Raw genomic sequence first — 17,135 nt, 5'->3', positions numbered from 1 at the left:
CGAGCGTTATTTTAATCCTAAAGTTTCATTCACGAAAAGCGAATTTCACCTGTTTACAACAGAAAGCTGTGCTTTTTTCGATTCTTTGTTAAAAACAAGGTTCTGCCCATATACAAAAGCCCATTTGCATGCAAATTTTCATTCAATACAAACGGGCAATTCGGTCAAAAATAAAACTTCTTAGTTTTTACGACCCGCTTCCAAAACATTGAAAAGATCATCGGCAATCGTGGTACCAAATTGCGCATCAATCTCACGGATGCAGGTTGGACTGGTGACGTTAATTTCGGTCACATAATTACCAATCACATCCAAACCGACAAAGACCAGACCTTTTTCACGCAGGAATGGACCCACTTTTGCCGCAATCAATTTATCATTTTCAGTCAGTGGACGGGCTTGACCTAGACCACCTGCTGCCAAGTTACCACGTACTTCACCATTTTGTGGAATACGCGCTAAGCAATATGGAATCGGTTCACCATTAACCAGCAAGATGCGTTTGTCACCTTCCACAATTTCAGGAATATAACGTTGTGCCATGATTGGACGCGTACCCATTTCCGTGAGCATTTCCAAAGTCGAACCAATGTTCACGCCATCTTGATATAAACGGAAAATACCCATGCCACCCATACCATCTAATGGCTTTACAATCACATCACCATGTTCTTTGATAAATTCACGGATCAAGCTTTGTTGTGACGTCACCAAAGTTGGCACTTGTAGCTCTGGGAATTGAGTCGCGAACAGTTTTTCATTACAGTCACGTAGCGATTGTGGTTTATTGATAATCCACGCCCCTTCACGCTCGGCCTGTTCCAAAATATAAGTGGTATAGACAAAATTCATATCAAATGGTGGGTCTTTACGCATCAAAATTACATCGTAATCCGCCAACGATTCTTTGCGTTTTTCGCCCAACTCATAATAATGGTTATAATCTTCAAATACTTTCAGTGGCGAGATCAGGCCAAAGGCTTTACCTTGGTCGATATATAAATCGTGTTGTAATGCATAACCCAATTCATGTCCGCGACGGCTGGCCGCCCATAACATCGCCATGGTTGAATCTTTTTTAAGATTCACAGTTTCAATCGGGTCCATCACTACCAGTACACGCATAATCTGACGCTCGTATTTTTAATCTTGGCAAAAAGTATAACGAAGTTTGCGGTCAATCGTGAAACAAGTTGTATAAATCTTAAAGATTAAAAAATCTATTTTGTTCAATTAATTACAACATATTAAAAATATTCAGCTTTATGATTTAATTTGTTTCGGATGAGGAAATCACCAGTGCATACGTGGCAGACCAGTCACTTCCATCCTCCTCATTTTCCAACCCATTTATCCCAAAAGCTTTTGAATATCTTTGGCAATTTTTTCAGGTTTGGTGATTGGAGCATAACGTTTGACCACTTCCCCTTTTTGATTGATCAGGAATTTAGTGAAGTTCCATTTAATGCTGCTGCCTAACAGGCCTTTGGCTTCAGAAGTGAGATATTGATATAAAGGATGTGCGGTTGGCCCATTTACATCAACCTTGGCAAACATCGGGAACGATACGCCATAATTACGCTGACAGAAGCTGCCGATTTCTTCATTGCTCGATGGATCTTGGTTGGCAAATTGATTGCATGGAAAACCAAGAATCACCAACCCTTGCTGCTGATAGTCCTGATATAACTTTTCCAAACCTTCAAATTGTGGTGTTAGACCACACTGACTGGCAGTATTCACCACCAATAACACTTTTCCTTGGTAATCAGCGAGGTTCTTTTGTTCGCCTTCTAACAGTTCAGCCTGAAAATCATAAATCTTGCTCATAGGTGTTCTCTCTTATATCCATTGGTGGATGTAATCAAAATAGTTTGCTGAATCATGCAGCTCTTTATTTAATATTGCACACAATTATCTTGCACACAAGTTTATTATGCACAATATACTTTTTGAGTAATCCAATTTATACTGAATATTCAACAACTGCGTCGAGGAAAAACCATCATGGCTGAAGTTTCATTTTTGGATAACCAAGTGTGTTTTGCCATGTATTCCGCGACCAATGCGATGATTCGCCAATATCGCCCTTTGCTGCAGGAATATGATCTGACCTATCCGCAATTTATTGTGTTGTTGGCTTTGTATGAGCAGGACAATGTGATGTTGTCTGAGATTGGACAAAAGACTTTTTTTGATTCTGGAACGCTGACACCGATTATTAAAAAACTCGAAGAAAAGCAGTTTTTAAAGCGTGTTGCAGTCAAAGAAGATGAGCGGATGAAAAAAGTAATCTTGCTAGAAAAAGCACTGACTGCAAAAGATGAAATTACCCTGATTCCGTTTAAGCTTGCCTGTTCGCTGGGAATGGACCCGAATGATCTCGTGGCGATTCATAACTTATGTCATCGTTTTTTAAAGGGTTTGGAACAATCTAAACTCGAGAGTCTGGAAAATTAAATGCAGCAAGCGATTGTCGGTTTTCATCTCGATGAGGAAGGACATTACGTTGCCGATCTCGCCTGTGGTCATGAGCAACATGTGCGTCATAATCCGCCGTGGCAAAATCGCCCTTGGGTGTTAACCAAACAAGGGCGGAATGAAAAATTAGGGATGATGTTGGAGTGTAAGAAGTGTGGGGAAGAAAATACTCAATATGATCGTTTTAATAACCTTATTTGATAATCCGCAATACGGTTCAACTTTGGGGTGTATATAGGAAATTGCTGCTGTAAATAAAGTAAAGCATCTGCCAGTGTCACCTGATGTAAATTTTTACAGGTCCCAAATATTAAATTATCTAAAGTCAACATAAACTGTGTTGTATCGCCCTCCAAGCTTTGGCTATAAATATCTGCATCCAATTCATCCTTTGGATCTTCTAATGGTATAGTAGCCTGTATGTGTAGATTAAATTTAAACTTTTGCATTAATTCAGATGGAATCTGATTTTCACACCGCATCAACCAAGTGAGCGTAATTAAATTATGTCCGAAGAAACTAGGCTGATGTATACATTCGTTAAGTAAACTTTGAAAAGTTATATTTTGATCAAAGGATTCAGATAGGAATTGTTTGCCTGTATTACCAAAAGTGGAGGTTAAAAACTCTGTAAAACGATCTAAAAAAGGATATATCTGTTTTGCACTCAATTTAGGCAGCAAAGCCTTAAAAGATAACAATATTGTTACATTATGAGATAAATATTCATTATTTGAAGCAGCTGATTTTATATAATGATCAAAAATATTTGTAAATCCATAATTGCGATACCATTGAAATAACGCTGAATACGCAACAGGATAAATACTTCTATTCAATATGCTTTGGATACGAGGTAATGAAAATTCTGTATCATGGCTATCTTGAGTAAACGAGCGCAAATTATATATTTCACTTTGAAAAATTAATTTATCAGTTTGCGCCCAGATAGCGCTATCCCCCAAAACAGTAAAAATATTTTTCGCAGCCTGATAAGATTTTATCGCATGGGGCTGATGAATCGTCGCACTATAATTCAATGCTCTTTCTAATAATTCATCTTCAGTCATAAGAACCTAGTTGATTATATCTTTTTCAAATTACCTTCTGATAATCCACCAAATTTCTCATACTATCAATAGCACCATCCTAATATTCCAATAACTCTTGACCTCAAGCCAACTGGAGCTTTTACAGTTGTATTTTATATAAGAACACGGATTTATAGATGAATAACTTGAATAAAACATTTCTCATATATGGCGCCAGTAAAGGTCTAGAGAAAACCCTTGTTCAATCTGTATCAAATAAAGCCAACAGATACCATCTATGGGGTATCTCGCACCCAACCACAACAAATTTAGAACTTAAACTAGATTTGTGCTGATCCATCCAAACCAAAGTAGGCTATAAGCAATATAAAAATGTAATTGGACAGCAAAAAATTGAAGCCCTATAAAGATTTTAGGTAAATTTCAACCAAAAAGCCCAGTATACGACTGGGCTTTTTGGTTGATAAATATTACTTATATATCCATTTTCTTAAATAAAAAGAACGGTAAATTTCGAATAATCATCATAATGATTGCCCATTTACCTGGTGTGTAAATGGTTAATTTGCCTTTATCAATTCCTTGCACAATATCATTCGCAACTTGTTCTGGTGATGCAAGCTTGCCTTTACCAGACATTCCAGCCGTCATAGGGGTCGCTGTCGGACCAGGCTTGATTAAAGTCGCTGTGACTTGTGAACCTGTTAACGCTAAGCGATGTTGTAATCCTTGTAGATATTTATCAAGCAACGCTTTTGATGCACCGTATACATAATTCGATTTACGACCACGGTCACCCGCTACTGAACCAATCACTGCCAATTTTCCATGATTGTGTTCAATCATATGTTTAGCAATAGCTTCAGTAAATAACACAGGTGACAGCGCATTTACTTCAATTGCCTGCTGACACTCAACTAGATCATTTTGACATTGATCTTGGTCAGGTAAATTGCCATGCGCAATCAGGGCAATATCAATTTTTCCCTGTTGATTGATTGTATCAATACAATCTTGAATTGCCGCAGCATTTAAAAAATCAACAGTCTGTAGTTGGATATTGGCCTGCGGGGTGCGGACTTTAAGATCATTCGCAACACGCTGTAATTTGTCTTGATCTCGACCTAACAGAATAACTTCACAAGGCTGCTGCTTAAGCCAGAGTCTAGCGCAGTGTTCAGCAATAGCTGAGGTTCCACCTACAATTAAGATTTTTGGTTGATTTGACATTTAGCCCCCTAATAGACGACGAGACATTTCCGAGCTGATGCCTGGGTCCCGATATTTTAAAAATTCAGTAAAGCGTGGATAGCCCGCTTCAAATAGTGATCTTGGCATACGAGCATCTTTGGCTAAATAAAGACGACCTTGTGCTTGTTGCACAATATGATCCAACTCATTTAACAGTTTTAACGTTTTTCCACCACGATTTGGGAAATCCAACGCCAACGTAACACCCGATTTTGGAAAACTCAGTAATCCACCTGACTCACGATCGCCAAATGTTTTTAATACTGCTAAAAATGAGCCTTCACCTGATTTTTTAATAGTGTTTAACATGTCTTGAGTGACTTCTTTGCCAATCTCTTTCGGCACCACACTTTGATATTGATAAAAACCTTTCGGTCCATACATTTTGTTCCATTCATGCATGGCATCTAATGGATAAAAGAATGGCTCGTAATGTACTTTTTGAGCTTGGCTTTTTAGTGAGTTCCCGTGAAAGTAGGCAAAATTAAAGACAGGTAAACTGAGTTTATTGACCAATGAAATCGGCGGAGTAATCGGAAATGTTTTATCTTTTATTTTAGGTTCTACTTGAGCCGATTGACCAGCGAGATTACCCCGTGAAAAAAGTCCCTTAGCATTAGCACCATTCATACAGTCAATCCAGGATACCGTATATTCCCAATCAGGCTCAGATGAATCAGATAGTGCAAAAAACTCATCTAGATTGTGATAAGGAATAGTTTCTGAATCAATCCACGAACTTTGAACCGGACGTAATTGTATTTTTGCTTCTAAAATTATACCTGTTAGGCCAATTCCACCTACAGTTGCATAGAACCAATCAGCCCTTTCAGTCTTTGAACACTCAATAATTTCACCATCAGTCCGCATCAGCTTAATCTGTAGAAGGTGGTCACCAAAAGAGCCAAAAGCATGGTGGTTTTTGCCATGCACATCATTTGCAATAGCCCCACCAACAGTAATCATCTGCGTGCCTGGGGTTACAGGTAACATCCAGCCTTGTGGGATAAGTGTTCTGTGAATATCTTGTAAGGTAGCACCTGCTTCGCAGTGCAAAATTCCAGTATTTAAATCAAAAGAAATCAAATGATTCATGGCGGTGGTCAGCCATAAAAGACCATTACCGTTTAATGCTACATCACCATAACTACGCCCCATACCATGAGCGATACCTGGAAACGTACCATTTTTTAATTGTTTGGATGCTTGTGAAGGTGTTATTAAAGGAATAACGTGATGTTCAGCGTCAGAAAGCCTACCCCAGGCCTGTATTGTTTTCATTTATGCCTCAACTTTACGAAACACGAAATGTTTATCTAAATAATATTTGCAAATATAGCCAATCATTAGACCGATTATTCCACCCACGTAACGCATCTCTTTGGTTCCAAAGGCTGCATGAAAGCCAAACTCAAAACCCCAGAAAATAATCGTAGTAAAAATACCCATAATGGTATACAGCAGAAAAACCTTTCCATCATGTTTGGTATTCTGTGTTTTATATTTAAAAATATACTTTTTATCTAAGATATACTTAACAATTAAACCGACACCTGTGCCAACAAAAATTGAAATAAAAATATAAAAATTTCCAACATAAATATAACTGGAAATATCTTGTGCTATAATATTGCAAAACGTAGCAACCATAGCAAATGCTGTATAAAGCAGCGCGAGCTTAATCGAGTCCATCATTTATATTTAATAGCGCTGAAAAAAAAATGTATGATATAGCAGAAAATCGGTCTTTTCTAGCAGAAATCTCAGGACTGATTAAACTAATAAGACCCAAGCAATGGCTTAAGAATAGCTTTGTTTTCGCACCTCTGATCTTCGCAGGCGAATTCCTAAATTTAGGCTCTATTTATTCCGTATTATTTGCGGCATTTTTATTTTGCCTAGCTGCCTCAGCGGTCTATATTGTTAATGACTTAAAAGATATAGAAAAAGATCGGGCACATCCTGAAAAGTCATTGAAACGACCTTTAGCTTCGGGTCAAGTGAGCCCCCAAAGTGCAATTATTTTATTAACGGTGATTTATATTGCCTTAGGGTTTGCTTGGTTAGTTGCACCCAAGGTAATCTACGTGATCGTGGTATATTTACTGCTGAATTGGGCGTATACCTTTAAGCTAAAGCATGAACCAGTGATTGAAATTTTCATTGTCGCCTTTGGTTTTGTATTACGAGTATATGCAGGCGCTGTAGCTCTCGCAGTGCCAGTTTCTCATTGGATGTTTATTACAACATTAAGCATTTCACTCTATCTCGCTTCAATTAAACGTCGTCAGGAACTAATACAAAGTGGCTCTCAAGGACGTGGCGTACTTGAACACTATTCAGTAAGCCTGATTGACCGCTTTGCCGGAATTTCCGCTGTTACAGCCATTGTTTTTTATAGCTTGTATACGATGGAAGTACAGCCACAACTGATTATCACCATCCCATTTGTTATGTTCGGCTTATTCCGTTACTGGTTTATTGTTGAAACATTAAAAGGTGGGGAATCTCCAACTGATGTGATTGCTCAGGACTGGCAAATATTATTAACCGTTGTGTTATGGGTCTCATGTTGTATCTGGACATTATTGCCAGCTTAATTTTATTTTGGATTGTTTTGTGACGTATTATATTTACCTTATTACTCCATTTTTAGCTTGGTTAGTTGCTGGCTGTCTAAAGTTTCTTATTAATTCAATTAAAGCCAAGAAATTGGCTTTTGGATTAATTGGCTATGGTGGATTACCAAGTAATCATAGTGCCATTGTAAGCAGTATGGCTGCACTTATTGCCTTTAAGGAAGGGATTGATACGCCTGCTTTTGGCGTTGCGATTACCCTCTCATTTATTGTGCTATTAGATGCAAATAGTTTAAGACGTGCTGTAGGTAAACATGCTGTAGCGATTAATCAACTAGCTAAAAATACGCCTGAGTACCAGCAATTAAGAGAACGCATGGGACATACCAAGATTGAGATCTTAGCGGGTGTACTGGTCGGTTGTCTGGTTGCATATTTAGCTAGCATGCTATAAACCAAATATTAACTCGGGGCTATATAGCTTATAAATGTTAATTTAGTTACCAGTCTAGTTTTCACCCCGTATTAGTTAACTAATAGTTATTTAACAATTAATTTTTAGTAGCACATTTATGAACATGTTCATTAAAAGTAATAAAGAACATATTAAATTTATTTTATATTCTTTATTAACCCTTATTGTCATTATATTTATTCATAGCAATATATATTCTTTTGACTTTACAATAAGATTGCATGACTATTTATACTCACAATGGGTATTTAGCTATGACTATGGTTTTGTAAGAAGAGCTCTACCAGGCGAGATATTCAGTATTCTAGGAATTGATCCAAACTATAGACATGTTCGTCTAGTATCAATTCTTTTGTTAATTTCATTATTTTACCTTTTTGCTAGAATCACATATATTTTCCTCAAAAATTTAAAACTAGATAATAAAGATATTATAATTTTTTCAGTATGTATTTTTAGTTTATCTTTTTTAGCCTCTCAATGGGTAAGAGAATTATCTCGTTTTGATCATGTTGGTCAAATTATACTACTAACTTCTATTTTACTCATACTAAAAAACGCCAGAAACTCTATCGTTCTGGCATTTATATTATTATCATTGCCAGTAATGGCATTGACGCATGAAGCAATGCTAATATTTTTCGTTCCAACTTTAGCATTTATATATTATCAAAAATATAGAAAAATAAGTCACATTTTCCTAATTGGGATAGAGTCTACTCTACTCTTGGTAGCAGTCGTTATCTATGGCAAGATGTCTTCTTTTCAAGTTAACTCTATTATTAAAACCTTTATGTATTACGAGCATTTTCAATCTTATGCTGTCAGCACATCTTTACTGACTTTAAAAGAAAATTTCGTAACAAACTATCAAACCTTCTTTGAAACCAAAGCATATTTAAAAATATTTTTTACATTTCTGTTTTGCTCTCCTATTCTTTTGTTTATTAAGAAAAGTACAGATAAAAAAACCTTTCTTCTCATTTTATTTTTTTCAGCATCTCCTCTGGTTCTAACATTAATAGCTTTTGATTATATTAGATGGATTGCACTATTTTTATTCAACTTATCTATAATATTTATGTCATTAGCAATAATGAACAATATTGACAGAAATTTAATTTCATCAAATTTCATGAGTTTTAAAAAACTGATATATTCTTACGCATTTGTTTCATTATTACTTGGCCCTTTAGGAATTGGAAATACCTTCATCAACTTCTATGAAGTAAATTTCCCTTGGGAAAAAAGAGAAAAATGGGACCAAGCTTTACTTATTAAATTAAATGATCCAATCCCTTTGTCTAATATTAGATTGAGTATTGATGATGTTAATTCAATTACACAACTTTACTTTTTAAATCAAGAAAATATCAAACAATCGAAGTTGAATAATGCTGTTATTAATGACTATATTAAAGCGGCTAAAAAAGGAAGTACGGATGCCCAAAATACTTTAGGCTTCTTCTATTTTTATGGAATACATACATCTATAAATTATTGCTCTGCATTAGAAATGTTTAAAATGGCTGCCCAAGGTCAAAATAAGCATGCCCTATATAACTTATCTCTTTTGTATAGAGATGGCATTTGTATAGAAAAAAATATTAAGAAGGCGAATAATTTATTAATACAGGCATCTTCCCATGAAAATGACTTGGCTAAATTCATGTTAGCTATTAATTATTTACATGGTAACAATGGGTTTGTTAAAAATAAAAAGGAAGCTTTGAAAATATTGAATGAACTAAAGAGTAAAGGAAATTTACCAGCAGAAATTTCATTGGGGGCACTTAAGCTGGAGTAACACTCGAGATTTAATGTCTGATAGTAAGCCGTTCCAGAATTCAATGTCCTGGAATGGCTTTTAGACAATTTCCCTATGTCGCGTTTATTTTTTAATCATCATTTCCAATAATAAATTAGATAAACCTAAAAGCAAACTTTTACATATTTTTCTTTTTCCTTATAGCTAACTTAATTCTTGACCTCAAGCGCAGTTGAGCTTCTATAGTTACCTTTTGATCTAAAAGATACAGGTAGATAGATGAATAACTTGAATAAAACATTTCTCATATATGGCGTCAGTAAAGGTCTAGGCAAAGCCATTGTTCAAGCTGTACCAAGGCCAACAGATACCATCTATGGTGTATCTCGCACCTCACCACAAAAAACTCCCAACGTAAACTGGATTTGTGCTGATCTTTCCAAACCAGAGCAGGCTGTAAACGAAGTAAAAACAGTAATTGGACAGCAAAGAATTGATGTGCTGATTTACAATGTGGGTATTTGGGAACAACAGGCATTTAGCGGTAACTATAATTTTGAAGACGTTTCTGCTGCTGAAATCAACCAAATCATCAATACCAATATCAGCACCTGTATCCTGTCGATTCAATCTTTAATTGAAAATCTAAAACTCTCCGATAATGCCAAAATCATTCTGATCGGTTCCACTTGGGGTGTTGATAATCATAACGGCAAAGAGCTTGTTTTCTCCGCAACTAAATTTGCTCTAAGGGGCATTGTGCAATCACTACGAGAAATCTTACGTGAACACTTGATTGGGGTAAGTGTACTGAACTTGGGCTATCTGGCCAGTGAATATGGGATTGATAAACCGACTCAAGACGTTTTAGAACAAACCAAGTATTCGCTCATCCCTCTAGCTGATGTGATTCAAGCGATCCATTTTATTATTTCAACCAGTAAGGCAAGCTGCGTCAAAGAAATCTTGATGCCTGCAATGTTGGATCAAAATGTTTAGTTCTTTATGAATATGCCAAATAGCCAACATAAGATGAGCAAACACATTCAAAGCCCATTTGGCGATAGAGTTCTATTGCAGGGATGTTATCTGTATCGACAACGAGGTATGCAGTACGCCCCCTCTCAACGATTAGATTGACTGCAAACCCTAATACACGCTCAGCATAACCTTGCCGACGGTATGCAGGAAAAGTGTAAGTTCCACCTATACTGACCAGACGATGAGTTTCAAGCCCGAATCGAACGATCGAGACAATTTGACCATCAACTTCATGAACAGCAATCTTAGCTTGCTGAATGAGTACCTCCCAATCAGCTATCTCATCAACCGAGCGTTCGTGATTATATAGATGCTGATATTCAATAAGGCGAGGAATGTCTGATGTAATGGCTAAACGACCACTCGCCTGTGGGAAAAGACGTGTACAGACCATGACCCATTGATCATACTCCCGCAATAAGCTCATTGAATGTCCCATCATAGAGCGCAAGATATCCCTTCCAAAGGGGGTGGTAACAACACGACAGGGCTGAAGTTTAAGCATCTCTGAACAAAGTAATCCAGCCGAGGAGCTCTCCTCTGGCAACCAAAAGCAAGCGCGGCCAGCCAAGACCACAGCAATACTCAACAGGGCTTTTGCCTCATTTGAATCATTTAATCTTAACAATTGCCACTGTGCATCAATCACTTGTGTCCGATCAAGAAATACGGTGATCCCAAGAGAATGATAAAATCGAGCATCAAGCCACTGAGAAATGAGTTGGCGCTCACTTTGGGATGTAAAAGATCCTCTTATAATTTTCAAATCAGAATTTGCCTGCTCAATCTTGTTTTTCACTCTTCTTTTCTCTAACTGTGGTTACGATCAATTTGAATAAAATGAAAATATCTTTGATATCCAAGCTAAGTTGAATCTCAACAACAAGCTAAATATTTTAATTCTTTATCAAAATATTATTGAACTTTAGCTAACCTGGAAACGGGGAAAGAATAAATCGTAACTAATAGTCTTCAATCATTCTGTAGTGACTTTCCTTCGCCCTGGGCATTCAAATAAGTTTAGCTAAGTGTCACAAATATTAATCATGATGTTACATCATTCAGAGGTACATTAAGATTTAGTTTTTTAGTCGAAAATTTAGTAAACATTTAAGGAAATATAGGAATGCAGAAGAAAAATATTGGCATTATATTTGGAGGAAAATCTACTGAGCATGAAGTATCCCTTCAGTCCGCAAGAAATATTGTTGATGCGATAGATCGAGAAAAATTTGATGTGACATTAATCGGTATAGATAAAAATGGAATATGGCATCTGAATGAAAGCACTCATTTTTTATTAAATTCAGACAATCCATCTCTCATTTCATTGCATCAATCAGGACGAAATATTGCGTTCATTCCAGGGAAAAATGAAAAACAAATCATAGAGTTTCAAAACAAAACGCTATCGCAATTGGATGTGATCTTTCCGATCGTTCACGGAACACTTGGAGAAGATGGCTCATTGCAAGGATTGTTAAGAATGGTGAACCTTCCATTTGTTGGTTCTCAAGTACTCAGTTCTGCCATGTGTATGGATAAAGATATAACAAAAAGATTATTAAGAGATGCTGGCTTAAATATTACACCGTTCATAAAGCTCACTAAGAAAAATAGAAAAGATATAAGCTTCGAAATTGCTAGTTCACAATTAGGCCGCCCATTATTCGTTAAACCCGCTAATCAGGGTTCATCAGTAGGTGTGAGTAAAGTCACCACTCAAGATGAATTTGAAACAGCTTTAGACACAGCTTTCATTTACGACAATAAAATATTGATTGAACAAGGGATTGATGGCAGAGAAATTGAATGTGCCGTTATCGGCAACAGTGAACCTTTAGCAAGTGTTTGTGGAGAAATTGAACTCGAAGAGAGCTTCTATTCTTATGATACTAAATATATTAATGATAAGGGTGCAACAGTAACGATACCTGCAAATATATCTGATGAAATCAGCCAAAGAATTAGAGAGATCTCGATTAAAGCTTATGAAGTTTTGGAATGCACTGGACTCGCAAGGGTTGATGTTTTTTTAACAAAAAATGGGGAAGTTTTTATTAATGAAATAAATACTTTACCGGGTTTTACTAATGTAAGTATGTTTCCAAAACTATGGGAAGCGAGTGGGTTAAATTACTCTGACCTCATTACCCGTTTAATAGAGTTAGCGATTGAACATCATGAAAATAATGCTCAACTACAAAATACAGTCTCTTTAAACAAAATAAAGTAATCGTATTTTCCCGCTCAAAACCAAGGAATAAAAAAGGAAGCCTTCGCTTCCTTTTCTTTTACATCTAAAACTTAGATGCCATATTTTTCTCGATAAGCCTGCATATTGGCTAAAGCATCTTTTTCACCTTTCGCATCCAAATAATCCATCAGATCTTTCATGGTAATCAATGCATGCACAGGGATTTCTAATTCTTTTTGCACTTCCTGAATCGCAGAAAGCTGACCTTGACCACGTTCTTGACGGTCTAACGCAACCAATACACCTGCAATTTCAGCACCCGCATTTTTTAAGATGGTCACAACTTCACGGATTGCCGTCCCCGCAGTGATCACATCATCAATGATCCAGACTTTTTTCCCTGCAACCGATGCTCCAACCAAGACGCCACCTTCACCGTGATCTTTGGCTTCTTTACGGTTAAAGCCCCATGGTACACTTTTACCATGAACTTGAGACAACGCCACCGCTGTTGCTGCTACAAAAGGAATACCTTTGTAAGCTGGACCAAAAATCACACCAACATTATCGCACTGAACCAGTTTGTCGGCATAACCTTGCGCTAACAAAGACAGTGCTTCACCATCGTTTAACAAGCCTGCGTTAAAGAAATAAGGACTGACACGGCCTGATTTTAAGGTAAACTCACCAAATTTAAGCACTCCACGTGATAATGCGAGTTCGATAAAAGCTTGCGGATGAAATGACACAGGCGTTGTCATATAAAGTGCTCCAAATTCTTCAATTGAGGTTAAACAGACGTATGATACCAAAGGATAGCTATCCAAGTGATGTAAAAATTCTTCGAGTCGTTTCAATTAACGTAAATGGCTTGCGTTCATCAGTCACCAAAGGCCTGCTCGAATGGCTAGAGCAGTCGGGCGCAGATGTGGTGTGTATGCAGGAAAGCCGCATCACCCATGAACAATGGACCGATAAATTTAAACCTGAAGGCTGGTATACCCACCTGTTCCCTGCTGAACGTGCAGGCTATGCCGGTACGGCGATTTATAGTCGTCTGCCATTTGTTTCGGTAAAAGATGGTTTAGGCTTTGAATTGGCTGATTCACAAGGCCGTTTTATCGCGGCTGAATTCGATCTAGGCTTGTCACAAACTGTTCATATTGCCTCGTTATACTTGCCATCAGGATCAAGCGGTGACGAAGCGCAAGCACGCAAAGACGTGTTTTTACAAGAATACGCCAAAATACTAAAACAGTGGCGAGATGAAAATAAATCAATCATTGTCTGTGGGGATTACAATATCGTGCATAAACGCATCGATATTAAAAACTGGTCAGGTAACCAGAAGTCTTCTGGTGTACTACCACATGAACGTGCTTGGCTCGATCATATGTATGATGAGTTAGGTTATGTGGATACCTTCCGCGAAGTTCGCCCTGAAGCAGAATTGTATTCATGGTGGTCAAATCGCGGTCAAGCGCGTGCGAAAAATGTTGGGTGGCGTATTGACTACCATTCATGCTCTCCAGACTGGAAAGCACGTACAACAAATGCATGGGTCTATAAAGAACAATGGTTTAGTGACCATGCACCCGTCATTATCGACTATAAAATACACGAATAAGTGAACACTTGTTCACTTTGCCCGCTTCTTTAGCTTACATAACTTGTCGCTTTTGTGTATTTTTATTTCGCATCTAGATCGGCATTATAGCTTCACGGCACAGGGAAGCGGTCAGGATGACCAAAAAGGGATAGGACGCCGTAGGAAGATAAAATAAACTTAGATTAAGTTTATTTGCATGGATGAGACATTGGACGTTGAAATGAGACCCGCATAATCAGGAAGATTATATGCGGGTTTTCTCTTTTCTAAATCTTAGATTTTCTTTATTAGCTTTGTCTTTAGCCCTTTTGCTCAAATTGCATGATCATTTCCGCCATTTAATTGCTACTTCACATATTCTACCGATCAACTTAATAAAAAATTTCAACTGGTACACCACCCTTCTTTTGCGTTAGGCTTTGGCTCATATCTTTTATTCTTTTTATGGTTTTCGGTATGTTTAAAATTTACGGCATTAAAAATTGTAATTCGATGAAAAAAGCCTTTGATGCCTTACAAGCCAAGGGCATCAATTACGAATTTCATGATTATAAAAAACAAGGCATTGATGCAGATACTTTAGCAATTTGGTTAAAAGAGATTGGTGCAGACAAAGTCCTGAATAAAAAAGGCACCACATGGCGCAAATTAAGCGCGGATGAGCAAGCACATGCGATCAGCAATGAACAGAACCTGATTGAAGCCCTAATTGCGCAGCCAAGCCTGATTAAGCGTCCTGTACTGCAAACGACTCAAGGTTTTGTGATCGGCTTTGATGAAGCTACTTATCAAGATTTATCAGCTTAAATTCTAGAAATCAGCAGCAATAAAAAACCGAGTCTGAGGACTCGGTTTTTGTTATTTAAATCTGGCTTAGTTAGTACGAATCCAAGTTTGGTTACGACCTAAAGCAGCAACACCAATATAACCACGTAATTTCAGCTTTTTACCGCCTTCGATAATTTCAGCTTTCAATTTATAGGTTTTACCATTTTTAGGGTCGATAATTGAACCACCATCGTAATTCACACCACCGACATTTTTCAGGCCATTCACAATGGTCACGCCTTTAAGTGGTTTGTTATGGTAAGTTCCTTCACATTTAGAACAGGCATTTTCCTGGCCAGCCACTAAATATTTTTGAATAGATGCGGTTAACGTTCCATCCTTTTGCTCCGTGAACTTCACGATCGCCTTTGGCTGTTTTGTTTCATCATCAATGGTCTGCCAAACAGTGCCATTCAGCGCATCCGCTGCATTGGCAAAAGTTGTCAAACCGAGCAATCCAAATGCTAAAGCAATTTTCTTCATTTTTGTAATATCCTTAAGGGGTCTTTCAAACTGAAAGTATTGAGAACTTCAATCAATATTGCAATTCTTGATTATGACTATTTGGTATAACCTGAGTAAGAGTGTCACAGTGCACAGTTTTTTCAGATTTTATCGTCGTGCTTAGACATAGCTTATTTTCAAGAACTTTCTTATTGGTATACTGATCTAACAATATGGAAAAATTATGAAATTTGCTACTGTTTGGAAATATTATTTTACTGAATCCTTACTTAAAGCGACGATTCGAACGCCAAGTCAGTTTAACTTAGCTCCAAATGCATTACGTCCTTTGCTCGATCAACTGTGTCGTCTATTTCCACAAGATTCAACAGTACAAGTTCGCCCAATACGTCTGGCTGGCGTCCGTGGTGAAGAAATTAAGGCTCAAGCTGCTGCCACACAACTCATTTTTCATATTCATGGTGGTGCATTTTTCCTAGGCAGCTTAAATACCCATCGTGCCTTAATGACGGATATTGCCGCACGTACCCAAATGCAAGTGATTCATGTCGATTATCCACTTGCACCTGAAAATCCGTACCCTGAAGCGATTGATGCAATTTTCGATGTTTATCAAGCACTATTAGTACAAGGGATTAAACCCAAAGATATTATTATCTCAGGTGATTCTTGTGGTGCCAACCTTGCCTTGGCGCTATGTTTACGTCTCAAACAGCAACCTGAACTGATGCCAAGTGGCTTAATTCTAATGTCACCTTATCTCGACCTCACTTTAACCAGTGAATCGCTACGCTTTAACCAAAAACATGATGCTTTATTGTCTATTGAAGCCCTACAAGCAGGTATCAATCATTATCTTACCGATAATATCCAAGCAGATGACCCACGTGTTTCACCATTGTTTGATGATTTAAAGGGACTACCACCCACCTTGGTGCAGGTGGGTTCGAAAGAAATTTTACTGGATGACTCGAAACGCTTTAGAGAAAAAGCGGAACAAGCTGATGTCAAAGTCCAGTTCAAGCTATACACGGGCATGTGGCATAACTTCCAGATGTTTAATGCTTGGTTCCCCGAAGCAAAACAAGCCTTGGCAGATATCGCAGAATTTGCACATGCGCTCGATCGTGACTAATTAAAATAAAATCGTGTAAAAAATGGTCAGCTATGTCTGACCATTGTCACTCTTAATTCCCTTTTGTCATCATAAAATAAAATTGATTGGATATTCTGATAAGAGCTGATTTATCAAAGAATTTTTCCCGTCCTGATTTGCATTAAAAAGCCCAGAGCTAGACTTTTTTCTCATTCTAAAGATGTTATTGTTATTTTAATAATCGTTCTTCGGTATTTTGACGACAGATCTACAGTTGCTAGGAATCTCATTGC

General features: G+C 37.4%; 19 protein-coding genes and 1 pseudogene. 11 read left to right on the top strand and 9 right to left on the bottom strand.

Annotation, left to right across the window (positions count from 1 at the left end):
* Positions 1 to 180: 180 nt before the first annotated feature.
* Positions 181 to 1,125, bottom strand: coding sequence for a glutathione synthase (gshB, locus tag NDN11_RS00765; RefSeq protein ID WP_251110498.1), 945 nt, complete (start codon positions 1,123 to 1,125; stop codon positions 181 to 183).
* Between the two features lie 225 nt (positions 1,126 to 1,350).
* Entirely contained in the window at positions 1,351 to 1,830 is a 480-nt protein-coding gene (locus tag NDN11_RS00760) for a glutathione peroxidase (RefSeq protein WP_251110497.1), read from the bottom strand.
* 177 nt (positions 1,831 to 2,007) lie between these two features.
* Between NDN11_RS00760 and NDN11_RS00755 the strand changes: the two genes are divergently transcribed.
* Both NDN11_RS00755 and NDN11_RS00750 read left to right on the top strand, forming a co-directional pair.
* Entirely contained in the window at positions 2,008 to 2,460 is a 453-nt protein-coding gene (locus NDN11_RS00755) for a MarR family winged helix-turn-helix transcriptional regulator (RefSeq protein ID WP_251110496.1), read from the top strand.
* Entirely contained in the window at positions 2,461 to 2,682 is a 222-nt protein-coding gene (locus tag NDN11_RS00750; protein WP_251110495.1) for a DUF3565 domain-containing protein, read from the top strand.
* Here the strand turns inward: NDN11_RS00750 and NDN11_RS00745 are convergent.
* Entirely contained in the window at positions 2,652 to 3,551 is a 900-nt protein-coding gene (locus NDN11_RS00745; protein WP_251110494.1) for a hypothetical protein, read from the bottom strand. The two genes, NDN11_RS00750 and NDN11_RS00745, sit on opposite strands and share 31 nt — an antisense overlap.
* Positions 3,552 to 3,709: 158 nt before the next feature.
* On the opposite strand from NDN11_RS00745, the pseudogene NDN11_RS00740 reads away from it, so the two are divergent.
* A pseudogene (locus NDN11_RS00740) lies at positions 3,710 to 3,937 on the top strand (short-chain dehydrogenase); the annotation flags it as partial.
* A 70-nt stretch (positions 3,938 to 4,007) separates the two neighbouring features.
* Here the strand turns inward: NDN11_RS00740 and NDN11_RS00735 are convergent.
* The 3 genes from NDN11_RS00735 to NDN11_RS00725 are packed head-to-tail and all read right to left on the bottom strand — an operon-like array spanning position 4,008 to position 6,479.
* On the bottom strand, positions 4,008 to 4,763 hold the full coding sequence (locus NDN11_RS00735) for an SDR family NAD(P)-dependent oxidoreductase (protein WP_251110493.1): 756 nt from the start codon (positions 4,761 to 4,763) through the stop codon (positions 4,008 to 4,010).
* Positions 4,764 to 6,065, bottom strand: a complete 1,302-nt coding sequence (locus NDN11_RS00730) for an FAD-binding oxidoreductase (protein ID WP_251110492.1) — start codon at positions 6,063 to 6,065, stop codon at positions 4,764 to 4,766.
* Complete coding sequence (locus NDN11_RS00725; protein WP_167248501.1) at positions 6,066 to 6,479, bottom strand: GtrA family protein; 414 nt, start codon at positions 6,477 to 6,479, stop codon at positions 6,066 to 6,068.
* Between the two features lie 26 nt (positions 6,480 to 6,505).
* On the opposite strand from NDN11_RS00725, the gene NDN11_RS00720 reads away from it, so the two are divergent.
* From NDN11_RS00720 to NDN11_RS00705, 4 genes are all read left to right on the top strand, one after another.
* Positions 6,506 to 7,384 carry a decaprenyl-phosphate phosphoribosyltransferase gene (locus tag NDN11_RS00720; protein WP_251110491.1) on the top strand — a complete coding sequence of 293 codons (879 nt, stop codon included), beginning with the start codon at positions 6,506 to 6,508 and terminating at the stop codon, positions 7,382 to 7,384.
* 19 nt (positions 7,385 to 7,403) lie between these two features.
* Positions 7,404 to 7,817, top strand: coding sequence for a divergent PAP2 family protein (locus NDN11_RS00715; protein WP_167248499.1), 414 nt, complete (start codon positions 7,404 to 7,406; stop codon positions 7,815 to 7,817).
* Between the two features lie 118 nt (positions 7,818 to 7,935).
* Positions 7,936 to 9,645 (top strand): tetratricopeptide repeat protein, encoded by a 1,710-nt coding sequence (locus tag NDN11_RS00710; protein WP_251110490.1) that lies wholly within the window; start codon positions 7,936 to 7,938, stop codon positions 9,643 to 9,645.
* A gap of 240 nt (positions 9,646 to 9,885) precedes the next feature.
* Positions 9,886 to 10,605: an SDR family NAD(P)-dependent oxidoreductase gene (locus NDN11_RS00705; RefSeq protein ID WP_251110489.1), complete on the top strand. Its 720-nt coding sequence runs from the start codon at positions 9,886 to 9,888 to the stop codon at positions 10,603 to 10,605.
* A 4-nt stretch (positions 10,606 to 10,609) separates the two neighbouring features.
* On the opposite strand, the gene NDN11_RS00700 is transcribed toward NDN11_RS00705, so the two are convergent.
* Entirely contained in the window at positions 10,610 to 11,446 is an 837-nt protein-coding gene (locus tag NDN11_RS00700; RefSeq protein WP_251110488.1) for a GNAT family N-acetyltransferase, read from the bottom strand.
* A 327-nt stretch (positions 11,447 to 11,773) separates the two neighbouring features.
* Between NDN11_RS00700 and ddlA the strand changes: the two genes are divergently transcribed.
* Positions 11,774 to 12,883 (top strand): D-alanine--D-alanine ligase, encoded by a 1,110-nt coding sequence (ddlA, locus tag NDN11_RS00695; RefSeq protein ID WP_251110487.1) that lies wholly within the window; start codon positions 11,774 to 11,776, stop codon positions 12,881 to 12,883.
* A 71-nt stretch (positions 12,884 to 12,954) separates the two neighbouring features.
* Here ddlA and pyrE read toward each other — a convergent pair whose 3' ends face one another.
* Positions 12,955 to 13,605 (bottom strand): orotate phosphoribosyltransferase, encoded by a 651-nt coding sequence (pyrE, locus tag NDN11_RS00690; protein ID WP_251110486.1) that lies wholly within the window; start codon positions 13,603 to 13,605, stop codon positions 12,955 to 12,957.
* A 41-nt stretch (positions 13,606 to 13,646) separates the two neighbouring features.
* Between pyrE and NDN11_RS00685 the strand changes: the two genes are divergently transcribed.
* Together NDN11_RS00685 and NDN11_RS00680 are read left to right on the top strand one after the other, a co-directional pair.
* The gene (locus NDN11_RS00685; RefSeq protein ID WP_004803576.1) at positions 13,647 to 14,471 is read left to right on the top strand and encodes an exodeoxyribonuclease III; all 825 of its coding nucleotides are present in this window, start codon (positions 13,647 to 13,649) and stop codon (positions 14,469 to 14,471) included.
* 438 nt (positions 14,472 to 14,909) lie between these two features.
* Entirely contained in the window at positions 14,910 to 15,260 is a 351-nt protein-coding gene (locus NDN11_RS00680) for an arsenate reductase (protein WP_251110485.1), read from the top strand.
* A 66-nt stretch (positions 15,261 to 15,326) separates the two neighbouring features.
* Here the strand turns inward: NDN11_RS00680 and NDN11_RS00675 are convergent, their stop codons facing one another.
* Entirely contained in the window at positions 15,327 to 15,764 is a 438-nt protein-coding gene (locus NDN11_RS00675; RefSeq protein ID WP_004803572.1) for a DUF2147 domain-containing protein, read from the bottom strand.
* Between the two features lie 205 nt (positions 15,765 to 15,969).
* On the opposite strand from NDN11_RS00675, the gene NDN11_RS00670 reads away from it, so the two are divergent.
* Positions 15,970 to 16,881 (top strand): alpha/beta hydrolase, encoded by a 912-nt coding sequence (locus NDN11_RS00670; RefSeq protein WP_251110484.1) that lies wholly within the window; start codon positions 15,970 to 15,972, stop codon positions 16,879 to 16,881.
* Positions 16,882 to 17,135: the final 254 nt, after the last annotated feature.

This window comes from Acinetobacter sp. C26M (genome assembly GCF_023702675.1).
GTDB lineage: Bacteria > Pseudomonadota > Gammaproteobacteria > Pseudomonadales > Moraxellaceae > Acinetobacter.
This window is presented reverse-complemented; position numbering and strand designations above follow the sequence as displayed.